The sequence below is a fragment of the Candidatus Competibacter phosphatis genome (assembly GCF_012939995.1).
Lineage (GTDB): Bacteria > Pseudomonadota > Gammaproteobacteria > Competibacterales > Competibacteraceae > Competibacter > Competibacter phosphatis.
Genome location: NZ_SPMZ01000023.1, coordinates 18,585 through 35,364, shown reverse-complemented (window position 1 = coordinate 35,364; position 16,780 = coordinate 18,585). Strand labels below are relative to the sequence as shown.

The 16,780-nt window shown below is 59.1% G+C and carries 15 protein-coding genes and 1 tRNA gene; 4 read left to right on the top strand and 12 right to left on the bottom strand.

Annotated features, from left to right (window positions below; all coding sequences use genetic code 11):
* Nucleotide 1 precedes the first annotated feature (1 nt).
* The 5 genes from E4P82_RS08700 to E4P82_RS08680 all read right to left on the bottom strand — a co-directional run bounded on the left by E4P82_RS08700 (nucleotide 2) and on the right by E4P82_RS08680 (nucleotide 4,993).
* Entirely contained in the window at nucleotides 2-1,573 is a 1,572-nt protein-coding gene (locus E4P82_RS08700) for a TIGR03016 family PEP-CTERM system-associated outer membrane protein (protein WP_169248515.1), read from the bottom strand.
* A 188-nt stretch (nucleotides 1,574-1,761) separates the two neighbouring features.
* The gene (locus tag E4P82_RS08695) at nucleotides 1,762-2,712 is read right to left on the bottom strand and encodes an XrtA-associated tyrosine autokinase (RefSeq protein WP_169248514.1); all 951 of its coding nucleotides are present in this window, start codon (nucleotides 2,710-2,712) and stop codon (nucleotides 1,762-1,764) included.
* Between the two features lie 32 nt (nucleotides 2,713-2,744).
* The gene (locus E4P82_RS08690) at nucleotides 2,745-3,422 is read right to left on the bottom strand and encodes a GNVR domain-containing protein (protein WP_169248513.1); all 678 of its coding nucleotides are present in this window, start codon (nucleotides 3,420-3,422) and stop codon (nucleotides 2,745-2,747) included.
* The gene (locus E4P82_RS08685) at nucleotides 3,397-4,296 is read right to left on the bottom strand and encodes an XrtA system polysaccharide chain length determinant (RefSeq protein ID WP_169248512.1); all 900 of its coding nucleotides are present in this window, start codon (nucleotides 4,294-4,296) and stop codon (nucleotides 3,397-3,399) included. Before E4P82_RS08685 ends, E4P82_RS08690 begins: the two co-directional genes overlap by 26 nt.
* A 34-nt stretch (nucleotides 4,297-4,330) precedes the next feature.
* Nucleotides 4,331-4,993 carry a polysaccharide export protein gene (locus E4P82_RS08680; RefSeq protein ID WP_169248511.1) on the bottom strand — a complete coding sequence of 221 codons (663 nt, stop codon included), beginning with the start codon at nucleotides 4,991-4,993 and terminating at the stop codon, nucleotides 4,331-4,333.
* Between the two features lie 269 nt (nucleotides 4,994-5,262).
* Between E4P82_RS08680 and E4P82_RS08675 the strand changes: the two genes are divergently transcribed.
* From E4P82_RS08675 to E4P82_RS08665, 3 genes are read left to right on the top strand one after another with little or no spacing between them, the layout of a single operon-like run.
* Nucleotides 5,263-5,952, top strand: coding sequence for an ABC transporter ATP-binding protein (locus tag E4P82_RS08675; protein ID WP_169248510.1), 690 nt, complete (start codon nucleotides 5,263-5,265; stop codon nucleotides 5,950-5,952).
* Entirely contained in the window at nucleotides 5,949-8,456 is a 2,508-nt protein-coding gene (locus E4P82_RS08670) for an ABC transporter permease (protein ID WP_169248509.1), read from the top strand. Before E4P82_RS08675 ends, E4P82_RS08670 begins: the two co-directional genes overlap by 4 nt.
* A 5-nt stretch (nucleotides 8,457-8,461) precedes the next feature.
* A complete protein-coding gene (locus E4P82_RS08665) occupies nucleotides 8,462-9,640 on the top strand; it encodes a lipocalin-like domain-containing protein (RefSeq protein ID WP_169248508.1) in 1,179 nt (392 codons plus the stop codon).
* A gap of 60 nt (nucleotides 9,641-9,700) precedes the next feature.
* Here E4P82_RS08665 and E4P82_RS08660 read toward each other — a convergent pair whose 3' ends face one another.
* The 5 genes from E4P82_RS08660 to E4P82_RS08645 are packed head-to-tail and all read right to left on the bottom strand — an operon-like array spanning nucleotide 9,701 to nucleotide 13,952.
* Nucleotides 9,701-10,387 (bottom strand): lysozyme family protein, encoded by a 687-nt coding sequence (locus tag E4P82_RS08660; protein WP_169248507.1) that lies wholly within the window; start codon nucleotides 10,385-10,387, stop codon nucleotides 9,701-9,703.
* On the bottom strand, nucleotides 10,327-10,935 hold the full coding sequence (locus E4P82_RS08655) for a hypothetical protein (protein ID WP_169248506.1): 609 nt from the start codon (nucleotides 10,933-10,935) through the stop codon (nucleotides 10,327-10,329). The genes E4P82_RS08660 and E4P82_RS08655 overlap by 61 nt, the downstream gene beginning before the upstream one ends.
* A 38-nt stretch (nucleotides 10,936-10,973) precedes the next feature.
* Complete coding sequence (gene rlmB, locus E4P82_RS08650) at nucleotides 10,974-11,735, bottom strand: 23S rRNA (guanosine(2251)-2'-O)-methyltransferase RlmB (protein ID WP_169248505.1); 762 nt, start codon at nucleotides 11,733-11,735, stop codon at nucleotides 10,974-10,976.
* Nucleotides 11,736-11,740: 5 nt separating this feature from the next.
* Complete coding sequence (locus tag E4P82_RS23165) at nucleotides 11,741-12,448, bottom strand: RNB domain-containing ribonuclease (RefSeq protein WP_312914470.1); 708 nt, start codon at nucleotides 12,446-12,448, stop codon at nucleotides 11,741-11,743.
* Nucleotides 12,420-13,952, bottom strand: a complete 1,533-nt coding sequence (locus E4P82_RS08645; RefSeq protein WP_312914468.1) for a ribonuclease R family protein — start codon at nucleotides 13,950-13,952, stop codon at nucleotides 12,420-12,422. Before E4P82_RS08645 ends, E4P82_RS23165 begins: the two co-directional genes overlap by 29 nt.
* A 143-nt stretch (nucleotides 13,953-14,095) precedes the next feature.
* On the opposite strand from E4P82_RS08645, the gene E4P82_RS08640 reads away from it, so the two are divergent.
* A tRNA-Leu gene (locus E4P82_RS08640) sits at nucleotides 14,096-14,182 on the top strand.
* A 49-nt stretch (nucleotides 14,183-14,231) separates the two neighbouring features.
* Here E4P82_RS08640 and E4P82_RS08635 read toward each other — a convergent pair.
* Nucleotides 14,232-15,527, bottom strand: coding sequence for an adenylosuccinate synthase (locus E4P82_RS08635; RefSeq protein ID WP_169248504.1), 1,296 nt, complete (start codon nucleotides 15,525-15,527; stop codon nucleotides 14,232-14,234).
* Between the two features lie 33 nt (nucleotides 15,528-15,560).
* Nucleotides 15,561-16,769: an ATP phosphoribosyltransferase regulatory subunit gene (locus E4P82_RS08630; protein WP_169248503.1), complete on the bottom strand. Its 1,209-nt coding sequence runs from the start codon at nucleotides 16,767-16,769 to the stop codon at nucleotides 15,561-15,563.
* Nucleotides 16,770-16,780 lie beyond the last annotated feature (11 nt).

Below are 16,780 nucleotides of genomic sequence, written 5' to 3'. Positions count from 1 at the left end.
TTCAGAATTTCATGCTGAAACGAATATTGAGCCGGTTTTCTCGAAAGCCTTGGTCGGTGGGATCGGCATCGTTCCGGTAGTAGCGGTAGCTGATCAGACCGCCCGTATCCGGCGAAAATACCCGCGCCAACCCAATGACCGATAACCAGTATTCATTTTTCTGATCGAGGCCCAAGTCATCACGCCCCCAACCCGCCCCTAGGAACGAGGCGGTACGCGGCGCGAATCGCCAGCTCCAGAGCGCACCGACACCATAAGTCTCTTCATTTTGAGTAGGATCTTGAAACTCGCGATTATCGCTGAAAGCGGCAAAAGTCAAGCCAGTCCGACTGCGCAGATACGTCACGCCCAAATTGAAAGATTTACGCAAGAACTGTTCATTACTCAGCCCCAACGAGCCACCAGATACAATTTGATTTTGGTCATTAAGGACAACTGGTTGGCCATCTGGACCAACCCCGGTCAAATCGTTACTTGCCAACTGCTGGGAAGTAGTGACTTCCTGGGTGTAACTCGCTGACCAAACGCTGAAACGCGCCCGATGGCTGAATGAACCATTCCAGTATACACCAGGGCTGTAACCAACCCCCTGGTATGCACGGCTAATGATCAGGTTGGTGCGCTGAGAAGGGTTCCATTGTATAGTGGCATTATTGTAGTTCAATCCATACAAGCCGGTAAGAGAATAATATCGGTTTGGTTTCCAAGTAGCACCCAATCCCCAATAAGGACCGTTAGTATTGTCGGTATAAGTAGAGGATTGATTGTTGACGTAACCTGCTTCGGCCACCAACGACCAAGAATTATTCAATCGGTAATCCGATCGCCCAGTAATCTGCTCCTGCCGATCATTTCCATCACCCTGGATGTCATTATTCTGCTGACCAGTCTGCTTCAGATAAAAATAACTGAGATTCCATTTCAATACATCAAAATTGTGGTCACTGGTCAAATTTAAATCGATGGAATTAATTTGACTATCAAATAAGCCTTCCTGCTGGTCAATTGGATTGTCAGACCCGCTGTAACTGATATTTTCATAACGATAGCGCAACAGCGCCTTCACCCAACCACCCAGATTCTGGCGCCAATAGGGGCTGATACCGAAAGTGGACTGGGTCGTCTGGTTATCGGTCAGGGCAATGTTGCTGAAGATACCAATCGGATCCAATACACCCGAAGCACTGGGCAATACATTCAAAGTGACATTATTAAATAACCCAAGGCTGGATAGTGCTCCTCCGTCCGACCCTAGACCACCGACATCGACTCGTCCATTGGAAACAACAGGGACTTGGTAGACTGAACCATAAGCATCCAGAAACAGGTTATCTTGATAAAGCTCAGCGGTTCCAAATACCAACAGATTATTGTTGATTTGATCTGCATCGCGATGATCGGCGTAAAACAAGCCTTGGGCAGTATAATCCAGGCGAAGATTCAGTCGTCCGCCCTGCTTGCGCACGGAAATACCGGGATCGACCTGCAGGACCGTGTCCCCTTCCTCCTCACCGGACGGTGCCAATTGGATATTGTCGGAATAGGTAGTCCCCACACTGAGTCGCGGTGTCACCCGCCACCCTCCCCCGCGAGTAACCGTCCGCTTCTTGCGCGTCACAGCCAAGACTGAAACCCGCCAGCACCAAAGCGGCTAAAAACCATTTGGGTGCTTTGGCCGGCTCAAGGCATCGGCGGGCCGGGCCATGGCGCGTGGGCTTTTTTTTCTATCCCGCGCATTCATCGCTCCCTGCTTCACTGTAGCTAGGCACTCACTTTACTCCCGCTACTATCGTCGCCTCCACCATAACCGTACCCATAATATTCCTGACCCAAAAAACTACGAGTCTTGTTCAGCACGAAACCGACACTCTGATTGGGATCAAGTAGGGCCAAAGCAGCTTTGACTTGCGATTGCTGAGTGCGTCCGGCCTCGACCACCATGACCACCTGCCCCATCAAACGCGCCAGCACGCTGGCCTCGGTGGTTGCCAACAAGGGCGGAGAATCGAAAATGACCACACGATCGGGATAACGCCGACTCAACTCCATCGTCAATCGCCGCATGTTCTCGCCCGCGAGCAGTTCGGTGGACAGATGATGCTGGCTACCAGCAGGTAGGACGGTCAACGAAGGTACGTTGGTATCCACCAGCACATCGGCTAAATCCATCTGATCGTCAATCAGGAAATCCACCAACCCCAGCTCGGCCTCGAATCCCAGCGTTTTCGCCACGGCGGGCTTGAGCACATCGGCATCCACCAGCAACACCGTGCGATTCCGCTCGGTGGCGATGCTCAAGGCCAGATTGCAGGCCGTGAAGGTTTTGCCCTCACCCGGACGAGTGCTGGTCACCACAATCAAGTTGGCATGCTCGGTGGTGGCGGCTCCCTTGCCGTCGACATTCATGAGCAAGGGACGTTTGATATGACGATACTCTTCCTTGATGCGGCTGCGGCGGGTATCCGGCACCAGCAGGCCTGTTGCCTGAATCTGTTGGAAATCCAGCATCACCGAGCGCTGGGTCCGCTTGACCGTGGCAACCGACTTACCGGCGGCTCCGCCTGACGGAGCTATCGTCAGACCGACGACAGCTCTTTCGATGACGTCGGTCTTTGCAGGAAGAACGGGAGCTTCCATCTCCAGCGGTGCAACCGGGAGCGGTACAACCGGGCTAGGTGATTGGCCAAGCATGGCTTTTTCGATGCTGTCCACCTGTAACTCTCCTCAACAGCCAACCTGAGCACTCATAGCAAACCGACTCTTTCCACGACGATCAAACCGGCATAGACCACCAGCAACATCCCGCCAAAAGAGACATATGCGACCGTCAATCGCCGCTCACGACGCAAGGCCGGCGGCGACAGTATCATGCCGACGCTGCCAAATACCGGAATACCCGTATTTTCCATGAGGCCACGGCGACTATCGAAGGTCGGCCAGAGTTGTGAGAGTAGAAATGCCAATCCCACTCCGGCACCCAAACCAGTGACCAGCACTAGAGTCATCAGCAGCGGTCTCTTCGGTCCTGATGGGTTATTTGGCATTCGAGGCGGATCGACGACCCTAAAGCGAAGTTCCTGTCTAGCTTTTTCAGCTTCTTGGGACAGCCGAGCCGATTCCCGACGGGCTAGCAGTTGCTCGTACTGCTGGCGATTAACTTCGTAGTCACGATTCAAAGCTGCTAATTCAGCTTCAATCTGAGGAAGAGTGCTAACTTGTGCCTGCAGTTCTTTATATCGCTTCATATACTCATCAAATCTTACCCGCAAGGAGGCAATATTTGCTTCTTCTTCCGCAAGTTTTACCTTGAGTTGCTGATAGACTGTATTGACATTCTGACTTCGCGAATTAGCACCACTCTCGGCAAGACTAGCTGCATATTTTAGACGCTCTTGTTCACGCTGCTTTTTTAAGGTCAGCAATAGTCAGTCTGAGGATACTGACATCTGGATGTTTATCGGTAAACTTGATCAGCAACTCATCAAGATTCTGTTCAAGAGTCTGGATTCGCTGATCGATGGGCAACGCAACCACTTCTCCATCACCTTTGATCTGTTGCTGTAAAGCCTCATTGATCTGTTGTTTTAAAGAATCGCGACGATTTTCCACTTGAGTGAGTTCCAACCGAACCGCTGAAAGATCGGCAGCCATTTGTTGCAAGCGCGCGTTATAAGTTTGGCCTTCCGAAGGCATTCGGCCCACATGCTTAAGCTTGAACTCCTTGAGACGGTTCTCAGCTACACTTAGTCGATTTTCATATTCACTGACTTGCTCATCTACAAATCGCTGAGCAGATTCAGCGTCCAACATACTGCCACCAACCAAATTCTTTTCGAAAACAGTTAATGCCGACCGAACCACCTTCTCAGCGTCCTGTGGATTAAGCCCAACGTAAGTGATCGTATATAGATTTTCTTGCTGCTTGCCAGAACCCAATAAATTGACCCTTTTCTGTAGATCTTCAAGCAGTCGGGCCATGGCCTCGGTTCCCCTGACCTGAGAATCCAAACCAGCCAAGCGAGCGATTTGTTCCAAATTTGGACGGCTAAGCAAGGTTTTTGTGACTAGTGCAACCTGGGTATCGGGATCGACTTCCACCGTCAATCCCTTAAGCAGGGGCTGTAATATGGTTTGGGTGTCTACGATGACCCGCGCTGATACTTCATATTGATCGGGTAGAATGCAGACCACGGTCCAACCGAGCACGCAGACCAGCCACGCGCAAGCCATGGCATACCAACGATGACGCCAGATTCCCCGCAGATAGCCCAGTACCAGTTCAATGATGTCATTCATGAGCGCGTCCTTCGAAGCCGTCTGCGCCGCCGACTTAGAACCAGGACTCCGGGACGATCAGGATATCGCCCGGCAACATATCCACGTTGGCGGAAATGTCGCCGTTGAGCAGATCGTCCAGGCGAACCTCATATTCCTTTTGTTCTCCATCCACCATGCGAACCAACTTGGTTTTGTTGCCAGCGGCAAATTCGTTCAAACCACCGACCGTCACCATCACGTCCAGTAGGGTCATTTTTCGTCGATAGGCAATGGCTTGTACGCCGGCTTGACCTCCTTGCGATCCGGTCGTTTGCCCACCCTGCGATCCGGTCGTTTGCCCACCGCGTGAACCACCCACCTGACCGATGACCCGAATCTGCTCGCTGTACGGTCCAATCCCGGCCACGACGATCACAGTGACGATCGGCTGACGGATATAAGTCTCCAGCGCTTTTTCCAAATCCTTCGCCAGTTGGGCGGAGGTCTTGCCGCTGGCTTGTAAATCTTCCACCAACGGCGTACTGATCTTGCCATCCGGGCGGACGGTCACGGTCTGCGAAACTTCCGGATTGCGCCAGACGAAAATCTGCAACTGGTCGCCAGGACCGATCAGGTAATTGTAGGTTTCCGGCGAAGTCGTCTGAGAACCATACTGCGTCGAAGGTGGCAAGCCCGGTTGCTTGGCGCAGGCGCCGAGCACGAGCACAACTGCCATGACCCCCCATGCACGCCTCAATCTTGAATTTTCCAAGCTTTCGCATATTTAATACAACCATTTGATTATGAAATATATTTCATCGACATCGCTCTGACTGCGTGACTGGATGGGCTACTTGGAACCACCATCGCCTCCAGTCTCAGGTCCACAGCGCCAATCGGTGAGGAACTTCAAGCGCCGCGCCACAGTCTCTTTTGTGCACTTACAATAATAGTAGTGGTTGATACATTCTTTAGTCCATAGTTACAACAACCCCGATGGATTTAATGGACCCCACGGACACCTTTATCGCGATACGCCATCTACTCAAACACTACACGGAAGGCGACCTGCGGCGCACCATCTTCGCCGACTTGACCTTGGATATCCCGCGTGGCCAATTCGTCGCTCTGCTCGGTCAGTCCGGTTCCGGAAAATCCACCCTGCTCAATCTGCTCGGGGGCATCGACCTGCCGGATGCCGGGCAAATCCGCATCGATGACCTGACGCTGACCGATTTAAGCGAGATCGAACGCACCCGGTTTCGTCGCCGCCACATTGGCTTCGTCTTCCAATTTTTCAACCTGATACCGACTCTGACCGCCGGGGAAAACCTGCTCCTGCCGCTGGAATTAAACGGACTGGCGAGCCTGGATCGGCGTGACCGGGCCATGGAGTTATTGGATAACGTCGGGCTGGGCAACCGCCGCCATAGTTTTCCGGAACGGTTGTCCGGCGGCGAACAGCAGCGGCTAGCCATCGTCCGGGCCTTGGTCCACGATCCATTGTTATTGCTGGCCGACGAACCCACCGGTAACCTCGATACCGCCACCGGCGAGCGAATCCTGGATCTGCTGCTCACCCTGCACCAGCGAGCGGCCACTACCATCGTCATGGTCACGCACAGCCGGGAAGTGGCCGCCCGCGCCGACCGCATTCTGATGGTGGACGGCGGATATCTCCGAGAAGTTCAATGACGCCATTATTCTGGCGGGCGCTGCTACGGCACCCGCTGCGACATCCCTGGCAATTGGGGCTAACCATCCTCGGCATCGCGTTGGGGGTGGCGGTGGTGCTGGCGGTGGATCTGGCCAATACCAGCGCCCGTCGCGGTTTCGAACTGGCCATGAATCGCATCACCGGCCACGCCACCCACCGCATCCTCGGCGGACCGCAAGGCGTGGCCGAAACAGTTTATACCCGGCTGCGGGTCGAGCACGGCATCCGACCGGCGGCTCCGGTGGTGACCGGCTACCTGCCTCGCGCCGACCATCCGGGGCAGTTGCTGCAAATCCTCGGTGTCGATCCATTCGCGGAAGCACCCTTTCGCGATCTCGCGGCCGATCTCACCGGCGGCGATTTCGATTTACGCGCCTTGCTGCTGAATCCGAACGCCGCCCTGTTATCGGAGGCGCTGGGTTCGGAAGTCACGCTGAAACGTGGTGGACAACGCTTGACCCTGCGCCGCGCCGGCACGCTACGGGGGGTGGCTTTCGAGGGGCTGATCGTCACCGACATCGCCACGGCGCAGACCTTGCTGGGCCGCGACGGCCGGTTGGACCACATCGATTTGATTCTTCCGGAAGGTCCGGCCGGCGAGCATCTGGCGACCGAACTCCGCGTTTGGCTACCACCGGATTTACGGCTGGAACGCCCGGCCGAGCGCAATCAAGCAACGGTTGATCTGAGCGCCGCCTTCTCGCTCAACCTAACCGCCATGAGCTTGCTGGCGCTGGTGGTGGGAATGTTCCTGATCTATAACGCCATGACCTTTTCGGTGGTGCAGCGCCGCGCCTTGCTGGGCCTCTTGCGGGCCTTGGGCGTCAGCCGCCGGGAATTGTTCGCCGGTGTGCTGGGCGAAGCGTTGCTGCTGGGCTTGGCGGGCACGCTGCTCGGCGGCGTGCTGGGGGTATGGCTGGGATCGGGACTGGTGCATCTGGTCACCCGCAGCATCAACGACCTGTACTTCACGCTCAGCGTCCGCGAATTGACGATCGAGCCGTGGTCACTGGCCAAGGGCACAGCGCTCGGCCTGCTGGCGACGCTGGCGGCGGCGTGGCTGCCGGCGCGGGAAGCCGCCGACGCCCCGCCGGGTGCGGTGCTGAGCCGTGCTCATCTCGAAACCCGGTGGCGCGCTGCCCTGCCCCGGCTGCTGCTGGCCGGCCTGGGGTTGTTGGCCGGTGGTGGTCTGGTGCTGGCGGTTTCCCATACGCTGACAGCAGGTTTCGCCGGACTGTTCCTGTTGATTCTGGGCTGCGCGCTGCTGACGCCGCCGGCCATGGTCGGGCTGGTCCGGCTAAGCCGACCGCTGACCGCCCGACTGGGGTTGCTGGCGCGGATGGCCAATCGCGATGTCGCCCGCCATCTGAGCCGCACCGGCATCGCGGTCGCGGCGCTGATGGTCGCCTTTTCCACCACGGTTGGAGTCGGGGTGATGGTGGATAGCTTTCGCAGCGGCGTGGCGATCTGGATCGGCGACCTGCTGAACGCCGATCTCTATGTAGCCTCGCCTGCCGTCGAAGACGGTGGCGACCGCTCGGATGTGCTGACTCCCGCCGCGTTGGCGGTGCTGCGGGATACGCCGGGTGTGGCGGCGATCTCCACCTATCGCGCCCTCAAGATCGAACTGGAGCGCCGCCCCGTAACCCTGCTTGCGGTGGAACTGGCCCCCGCCTCCCAAACTGGCTACCACCTGATCGCCGGCGACGCGGACACCACTTGGCGACTGTTCCAAACCGGCGAGGCGGTGTTGATTTCCGAACCGCTGGCCTACCGCCGCCAGCTCTCGGCCGGCGACCGGATAGCGCTATCGACCGGACAGGGACTACACTCGTTCGCCATCGCCGGAGTCTTCCTGGACTACGGTTCGGAGCACGGCCGGATTTTGCTGGACCGCTCCGGCTATGAACGCTATTGGCACGATCCGGCGGTCGGCTCGGCGGCGGTATTCGCGGCGGCGGACACGGATCCGACGACCCTGCGGACACGCCTGCGGGAACGGCTGGGACCGATTCAGCCTTTGCTGATCCGCTCCAACCGCGACATCCAAGGCATCACGATGGACATCTTCGACCGCACCTTCACCATCACCAACGTGCTGCGGCTGCTGGCAATCCTGGTGGCGGTGGTCGGCGTGTTGAGCGCGCTGCTTGCCCTGCAACTGGAGCGGGCGTGGGAGTTCGCGGTGCTGCGCGCCACCGGCATGACGGCGGGAGAAATCGGTGGGCTGGTCTCGTTGCAGACGGGGTTCATGGGCGCCACCGCCGGCTTGCTGTCGCTACCGACCGGGCTGCTGCTGGCGGCGGTGCTGATCTTCGTCATCAACCGCCGAGCCTTCGGCTGGAGCCTGCCGTTTCAAGTAAACCCGCTGCTATTGCTGGAAACGCTGGCGCTGGCGATCGGCGCCGCTCTGCTGGCCGGATTGTATCCGATCTGGCGGATGGCCCGCGCCCGTCCGGCCGACGCGCTGCGCAGCGAGTAACGTTCATGAATCGGCGATTTTGGCGAGTTGGATTAGCGATTCTGTCAGCCGTGCTGGTCCTGGCGACGACCGGCTATTACCTCTGGCCCCGCATACCCCCAGAAGGCGGCATTATTAACAGCGTTGGCGTCGGCTCTGCTCTGGGCGGCGACGCCAACGCCGGCTACCAACGGGCCTACCAGCCACGACTATTCGTCTTCCCCGCCGATCACGGCCCACACCCGGCATTTCGCAATGAATGGTGGTACGTGACCGGCAATCTGACCGATGCCACTGGCCGGGAGTTCGGTTACCAGTTGACTCTGTTTCGCATCGCGCTGGCCCCGACCGCGCCGGTTGCGGATTCGGCTTGGCGCACTAATCAGGTCTACATGGGCCATTTCGCGCTGACCGACGCAGCCGATGACAGGCATCGGGCCTTCGAGCGCTTCAATCGGGGTGCAATGGGGCTGGCCGGCGCGCAAGCAGCGCCACTGCGCGTCTGGCTGGAAGATTGGGAGCTGGCGAGCACCGGATCCGAGCCATTTCCGCTACGGGTACGGGCGCATCAAGACGACATCGCCATCGATCTGCTGCTGGACACCGCCAAGCCGCTGGTCTTGCAAGGAGAACAGGGCTTGAGTCAGAAAAGCGCCGAACCCGGCAATGCATCCTACTACTATTCCCTGACCCGCCTGCCGACCCGAGGCACGATCAGTCTCAACGGACAGATGTTCACCGTCAGCGGCGCGAGCTGGCTGGACCGGGAATGGAGTACCAGCGCGCTGGGGCCGGAGCAAAGCGGCTGGGATTGGTTCGCGCTGCAACTCGACGATGGACGGGACGTCATGTTTTATCGGCTGCGCCGCAAGGATGGCGGCGTCGATCCGTTCAGCAAAGGCATGCTGGTCGAGGCCGATGGCTCGGCGCGCGTGCTGCGCTGGAACGAGGTGGACTTGCAACCGCTCGGTGCATGGACCAGCCCGCGCACTGGCGACCGCTATCCCGCCGGCTGGCGGCTGCGCGTACCGACCGAGAAACTGGATCTGACTGTCACCCCCAAAATCGCCGACCAAGAAATGCGGCTAACGGTACGGTATTGGGAAGGGGCGGTAGCGGTGCATGGCCACGCTAGTGATCGAGAACTTCAAGGTCAGGGATATTTGGAAATGACGCGCTTTGAACCACCCGTCGCGGTACCCTGACGCTCTTGCAATCCGCCAAAGTCTTTTTTAATTCCATAACCCCTGATCCCACCAAGTTATTTAATTGCTGATAATCACTGGTTTCAGCAATATTTGTGGATAGTACAGAATTTCGCGCTTATAAAAACCATCCCCTTCACCGGCAAGTACAGCCGCTGCATTTTGAAACAGGCGCTTGTTGGCCCTATTACGTGGAATGACACCGGGATTGCCAGCTTCGCTCATCTTACAATTCTCCGCCGCCGCATCGAAATCCATTTTCTCGCAGGCTGCGCTGAATTTCGGCCAGCTTGCCGAAAAACCCGGTCCCATCGCCCAAGCCATGCTCAATAGTCCAAGTTGCGCATCGGCTGGCCACTGATCGAAGTCCTTGAATGCCTTTTGACGCTTAAGAAAACTTTCGTTTTGCATAAGGCGTTGATCAATTAGGGTATTGATGGCTGTATCATCGAGCTCCAGTTTGGTCAAGGGTTCGCACGCACGGTGTCCTTTTTGCGCGAGCTCTTGTTTACCTTTGATCAGTTTCCACTCGGCTTCGATATCGGCCCTACTCGCCGACTGGCCGGCATTCGTGACGCCTGGTTTGTTTTTATAACGAAATGGTAGATTCAATGCCGCATTGATCGGATCGATGAGATTGCCGACCCCAATGGTAACCAAGCCTTTGATATCCAGATACATGTACTTCACGACCCCTTCCAAGGGGGCATTGAACGTTCTGAATTGACTTTTAACGCTGGCACGCATGATGTTCTTCTCCCGGCAAAGTCATTGCTTCCAAACCATGATCGATTGCGAACAAACCTCCGCCGCAAGAGTGCTATGGCCGCTTTTTTGAAACGCGCGCCTTCGAAGGTCCCACGCGCCCCGCAATAGACTTCGCGACAAAGCCCTCCCGCATCCTCCAGTGTCAGTTCGGAACCCTTAATTTGCAACAGCAGTTGACAAGGTTTCTCAGGATCGAGGCCATCCGCATGAAGCATAAAAGAACCCTCCGACCACACGGCTCTGCCTTCCAGGGCGCAAATATGACCTTTATCGAAGACAATCTTTACATTGATTTTGGCCTCTGTTTCCTGGTCATGCAGAATGCTGACATGATCGCTCGCCTTGGTGGGCACACAGGTATTCGCCTCGGTTTTGGGAGGACAACTGCTACCGACGTACTCACCAAAAACGGTCGCGGGAGCCTCCGCCATGCTGAAATGGGACCAAAGGCCAAGCCCGATCCACGCCCATCGCCCAATATCAATACCCTGCCATTTTTGAGCTGCACGCACATTCTTGAAACTCATTAGTTCCACCTCAACCTCAAGCCATACCGGACACAGCTTTAAATATATCCATTATTTTTCACGCCGCGCTGCCGCCGCGCCTCGAACAGAAAAATCCCCGCCGCCACCGACACGTTCAAACTTTCGACTCCGTTCTCGGCCATCGGGATTCGCGCCAGCCGGTCGCAGACTTCGCGGGTCAACCGCCGCAACCCCTTTTCCTCCGCGCCCAATACGATAGCCGTCGGCAGGGTGAAATCCACCTCATACAGGCTGGTGTCCGCCTCGCCGGCCGCGCCGACGATCCAAAGCCCCTGTTGCCGCAACTCGCGCAGCGTCCGCGCCAGATTGGTCACTGCGATGAACGGTACGATCTCCACCGCGCCACAGGCCACCTTGCGCACCGTCGCATTCAAACCGGCGGCGCGGTCAGCGGGTGCAATCACAGCCTGCGCGCCCGCCGCCGCCGCGCCGCGCAGGCAAGCACCCAGGTTGTGCGGGTCCTGCACCCCGTCCAGCACCAGTAGTAGCGCCGGTCCAGCCGCCGTCAGCAAGGCCGGCAAATCCGCCTCGTCGTGAGTTCGCTGCTGAACCGCCAACCGCGCGACGATACCCTGATGGCGCGCACCGCCGCTCATACGATCCAATTCAGCCCGGTTGACCGCTCGAATCGGCACACCTCGCTTGGCGGCTTCGTCCAGCAACGCCTGTATCCGCGCATCCCGCCGCTGACTCTCCACCCACAAGCCACGCAACTGCTCCGGCTCGTATTTCAGCGCCGCCGCCACCGCGTGCACACCATGAATCAGCTCATCGGTCATGGGCTTCATTCCCTGCGCCGGCGACGACTCCGCTGGCCCCGACGTTCCGTCTTCTCGCCGCGCTCGCTTTCGAGCGGCTCGAAATCGATTTTGCGCTCGTCCAGGTCGACCCGCGCCACCCGTACCCGCAGGCCATCACCCAAACGATAGACCTGCCCGGACCGCTCGCCATGCAGACGATGGCCCACCGGATCGAACTGGTAATAATCATTGCGCAGCGAAGTCACATGCACCAAACCTTCCACGAATACTTCGCGCAACTCCACGAACAGGCCAAAACCCGTGACTCCGGTGATAATGCCGTCGAACACTTGCCCGATCTTGTCCAGCATGAACTCGCACTTCAACCATTCCACCGCATCGCGCACCGCCTCATCGGCCCGCCGCTCGGTCATTGAGCAATGCTCGCCCAAGCCGATCAGATCGGCATGGGTAAAAGGGAAATCGGCCGGCTTGCCGCCATTGAGCACATGGCGAATGGCGCGATGCACCTGCAAGTCGGGATAGCGGCGGATCGGCGACGTGAAATGGGCATAAGCCTCCAACGCCAACCCGAAATGACCGGCATTGCCTGGGTTGTAGACCGCCTGAGCCAAGGAACGCAGCATCACCGTCTGGATCAGATGGGCGTCAGCCCGATCACGAACCTGAACCAGCAACCGGGTATAGTCCAGCGGCGAGGGTTTATCGCCGCCACCCAGCCCCAACCCCATCTCCCCTAAAAAAGGCCCGCAGCTTGTTCAGGCGATCCGTGGTCGGCCCCTCGTGAATCCGGTACAAGCCCAACATCTTGTGGCGTTGCAGAAAACGCGCCGCCGCCACGTTGGCGGAAATCATGCATTCCTCGATCAGACGATGCGCGTCGTTGCGCTCGGTCGGCAAAATCCGCTCGATCTTGCGATCCGCTCCGTATTCGATCACGGTTTCCTGGGTGTCGAAGTCCATGGCCCCGCGTTGCTCTCGACCCGTCCGTAACACTTGATACAGTTCGTGCAATCGATCCAGGTGCGGTACTACCTCGGCGAATTCGGCGCGGACTCGCGGATCACGGTCGACGACGATGGTTGCCACGGTATCGTAGGTCAACCGGGCGTGGGAGCGCATCACCGCCTCGGCGAAACGCGAGCGGACGATGCGACCCTCGGCATTGAAGGTCATCTCGCAGACCATGCACAACCGATCCACCTCGGGATTCAGCGAGCACAAGCCATTGGACAGCGTTTCCGGCAGCATCGGAATGGCCCGGTCCGGAAAATACACCGAATTGCCGCGCTTGCGCGCTTCCTGATCCAGCGCCGTGCCCGGCCGCACATACCAGGACACATCGGCGATGGCCACCAGCAGTCGCCAGTTGGCGCCACGCCGCTCGCAGTACACCGCATCGTCGAAATCGCGGGCGGTGACACCGTCGATGGTCACCAGCGGCGTCGCCCGTAAATCCCAGCGGCCCTGCTTGGCCACTTCCGGCACCGCCTCGCCAAAATCGCGCGCTTCGACCAACGCCGTCTCCGGCCATTCCACCGGGATACCGTGACTGGCGATGGCGATCCGTACTTCCATCCCCGGCGCCATGTGTTCGCCCAGCACCTCCTTGATCCGGCCCAGCGGCCGGGTTCGCCCACTGGGCTGTTCGATCAGTTCGACGATGACGATTTGACCGGCTTGAGCATTGCCGCGACCGTCGGGCGGCACGATGATGTCCTGATTGATGCGCTTGTTATCGGGAATAACGAAGCAGGCGCCGCGCTCCTCGCAAAACCGGCCCACCACGGTCTCGGTGTTGCGCTCCAGCACCTCGACCACCGCACCCTCGCGCCGGCCTCGGTAATCCACCCCGATCACCCGCACCACCGCCCGATCGCCGTGCAGCAGCTTGCGCATCTGCCGAGGGGAGAGAAACAGGCTATCGCCGCCTTCGTCGGGGATCAGGAACCCGTGGCCTTCGGCATGACCGATCACTCGCCCGGTCACCAGGTTCATCTTGCTGACCGGCCCATAGCCTTCGCGGCGATTGCGGATCAGTTGCCCGTCCCGCTCCATGGCCCGCAAGCGACGGGACAGAGCTTCGACTTCCCAGCTTTCCTCCATGCCCCATTCGGTGCATAAGGCTTCCAAGGTCAGTGGCATCCCCCGCTCTTCCAGATATTGCAAAATGAACTCGCGGCTGGGAGAGGGACGGCCATACTGCTCCTGTTCCCGGGCTAGAAAAGGATCCATCTGTCGCCAGGAACTACGTTTTTTTTTGAGTCATGAGAACGCTTCGAAATGGTTACAAGAATATGAATCGGAAACGATTGACAGGCTGGGAAGCAATCCGTATAGTGCGCTCCCGTTGTCGCCGTAACCGGCGCGACGCTCAAGCCGAAGTGGCGGAACTGGTAGACGCGCTAGGTTCAGGTCTTAGTTGGGGTAACCCAGTGGAGGTTCAAGTCCTCTCTTCGGCACCAGATTGAAAAAGGCCCGGTCGATAACCGGGCCTTTTGCTTTCCCGCTCCCTCACTCCGCGAACGGATTTCGCAGCACAATGGTATCCGCTCGATCCGGGCCGGTGGAAATGATATCGATCGGGGCATCGGCCAATTCCTCGATGCGCCGAAGATAAGCCCTTGCAGCGGCCGGCAAGTCCTCATACCGCCGCACCCCGAAGGTCGAATCCCGCCAGCCCGGCATCTCCTCGTAGATCGGCTCACAGGCCGCCAGCGCTTCGGCACCCAGAGGCACATGGTCCAGCCGATCCACCCCGCAGCGATAGTCGACGCACATCCGAATACTGTCCAGCCCGTCCAGCACATCCAGCTTGGTCACGCACAGACCCGTTACGCTGTTGTTGAGGATCGAGCGGCGCAGCGCCACGGCATCGAACCAACCGCAGCGCCGCCGGCGGCCGGTGGTCGAACCGAATTCGTGCCCCCGGTCGGCCAGATACTCGCCGGTTTCGTCAAACAGTTCGGTCGGGAACGGCCCACCACCGACCCGGGTCGCATAGGCCTTGGTAATCCCCAGCACATAATCCAGATAGCGCGGCCCCAGCCCGGTCCCGGTGGCCGCGCCACCGGCGGTGGTATTGGACGAAGTGACATAGGGATAAGTCCCGTGATCGATATCCAGCAGCGCGCCCTGCGCGCCCTCGAACAGCATGTTGTCGCCGCGCCGACGATGCGCGTCCAGCAGTTCGGTCACATCCGCCGCCAGCGGTCGCAGCCGTTCGGCCATGGCCAGCGTCTCTTCCAGCACCTGCTGAAAATCGACCGTTTCGGCCTGGAAATAATGCCGCAGCACGAAGTTGTGGAAATCCAGCACTTCGCCGAGCTTGGCGGCGAAACGCTCGCGCTGGAACAGATCGCCCAAGCGCACCGCCCGCCGCGACACCTTGTCCTCGTAGGCCGGCCCGATACCACGGCCGGTGGTACCGATCGCTCGCTCGCCGCGCGCTTTTTCCCGTGCCTGATCCAGCGCGATGTGATAAGGCAGGATCAACGGACAAGCCTCGCTGATCCGCAGCCGGTCCGCCACCGCGACCCCCTGCGCTTCCAATCGATCGATCTCGGCCAGCAGCGCCGTCGGCGACAGCACCACGCCGTTGCCGATCAGACAGCGCACGCCTTCGCGCAGGATGCCGGAGGGAATCAGATGCAACACGGTTTTATGACCGTTGATGACCAGCGTGTGCCCGGCGTTGTGCCCACCCTGAAACCGCACCACCGCCGCAGCGCTCTCGGTGAGCAAATCGACGATCTTGCCCTTGCCTTCGTCGCCCCACTGCGCGCCGATAATAACTACATTCTTGCCCATGTCAGTGTTATCCCGATATTTCCTGAGAAAAGGCTATTCGTTCGCGGCGGAGGGCAGCGGCGGGAGAACCACGTCCCATTCGCCATCCTGCTGCTGGACCAGCAGTCGATCGCAACCCAGGGTTTCTGGCGCCGCCGCCGCGCCCGGCAAGGCGCGAATCACCCGTTCCCCCCGGCCCCGCAACGCCGCCACCCGCTGCTCTAGCGCCGCATCCCCGACCGGTGGGGCATAAATGCCGGTAGCGGTGGCCTCCACCGGCGGCGCCAGCGACAGCAACGTCGCCAGATCGGTGCTGAAACCGGTTGCCGGTCGGGCCCGACCGAACACCTGACCGATCTCGTCGTAGCGCCCGCCTTGCGCCACCGCCTGCCCCTGTCTCGGCACGTAGGCCGCGAACAGGACGCCGGTGTGATAACGGTATCCCCGAAGTTCGGCCAGATCGATGTGAATCGGCAGTTCCGGCCAGCGCTGCAACAGGGCCGCCACCAGCCGCCTCAGCATCGCCAGCGCGTCGCGCACGGCCTCGTCGGTCGCCGCCAAACGCAAATCCGCCTCGTCCAGCACCTCCGGCCCCCCGTTCAGTTCGGCCAGCGCCAGCAGTGCTTGTTCGCACGGCGCCGGCAGTGCCCAGACGGCCAGTTGCTGGCGTATCTCCGGCAAGGCCTTGCGCTGCAATGCCTCAAACAGCAGCCCCTCGCGCTCCCGATCCAATCCGGCCTGACGGACCAGTTCGCGAAATACCGCCACATGTCCCAAATCCAGATGCACCGCGCCGATGCCTGCCGTTTGCAGGGTCTCCAGCATCAGCATCAACACTTCCAGATCGCTTTCGTGGCCACGGTGACCATACAGTTCCACCCCGGCCTGATACGGACTGCGCGAACCGCCAAAGCCGTCGGCGCGGGTACGCAGCACCGTGCCCATGTAGCACAGCCGGACCGGGCCGGCACGCTTGAGCAGGTGAGCATCGATCCGAGCCACCTGTGGCGTCATGTCGGCCCGCACCCCCATCATCCGCCCGCTCAATTGATCGGTCAGTTTGAAGGTTTGCAGTTCCAGATCGTTGCCGGTGCCGGTCAGCAACGATTCCAGAAACTCGATCAGCGGAGGGGTAACCAGTTCGTAACCCCAGCTCTCGTACAAATCGAGCAACTCGCGGCGCAGCCGCTCCATTCGGCCGGCGGCGGGGGGCAGAATTTCTTCGATGCCTTCAGGCAAAAGCCAGCGATCTTCAGCGGTCATGGTGGGAGAAA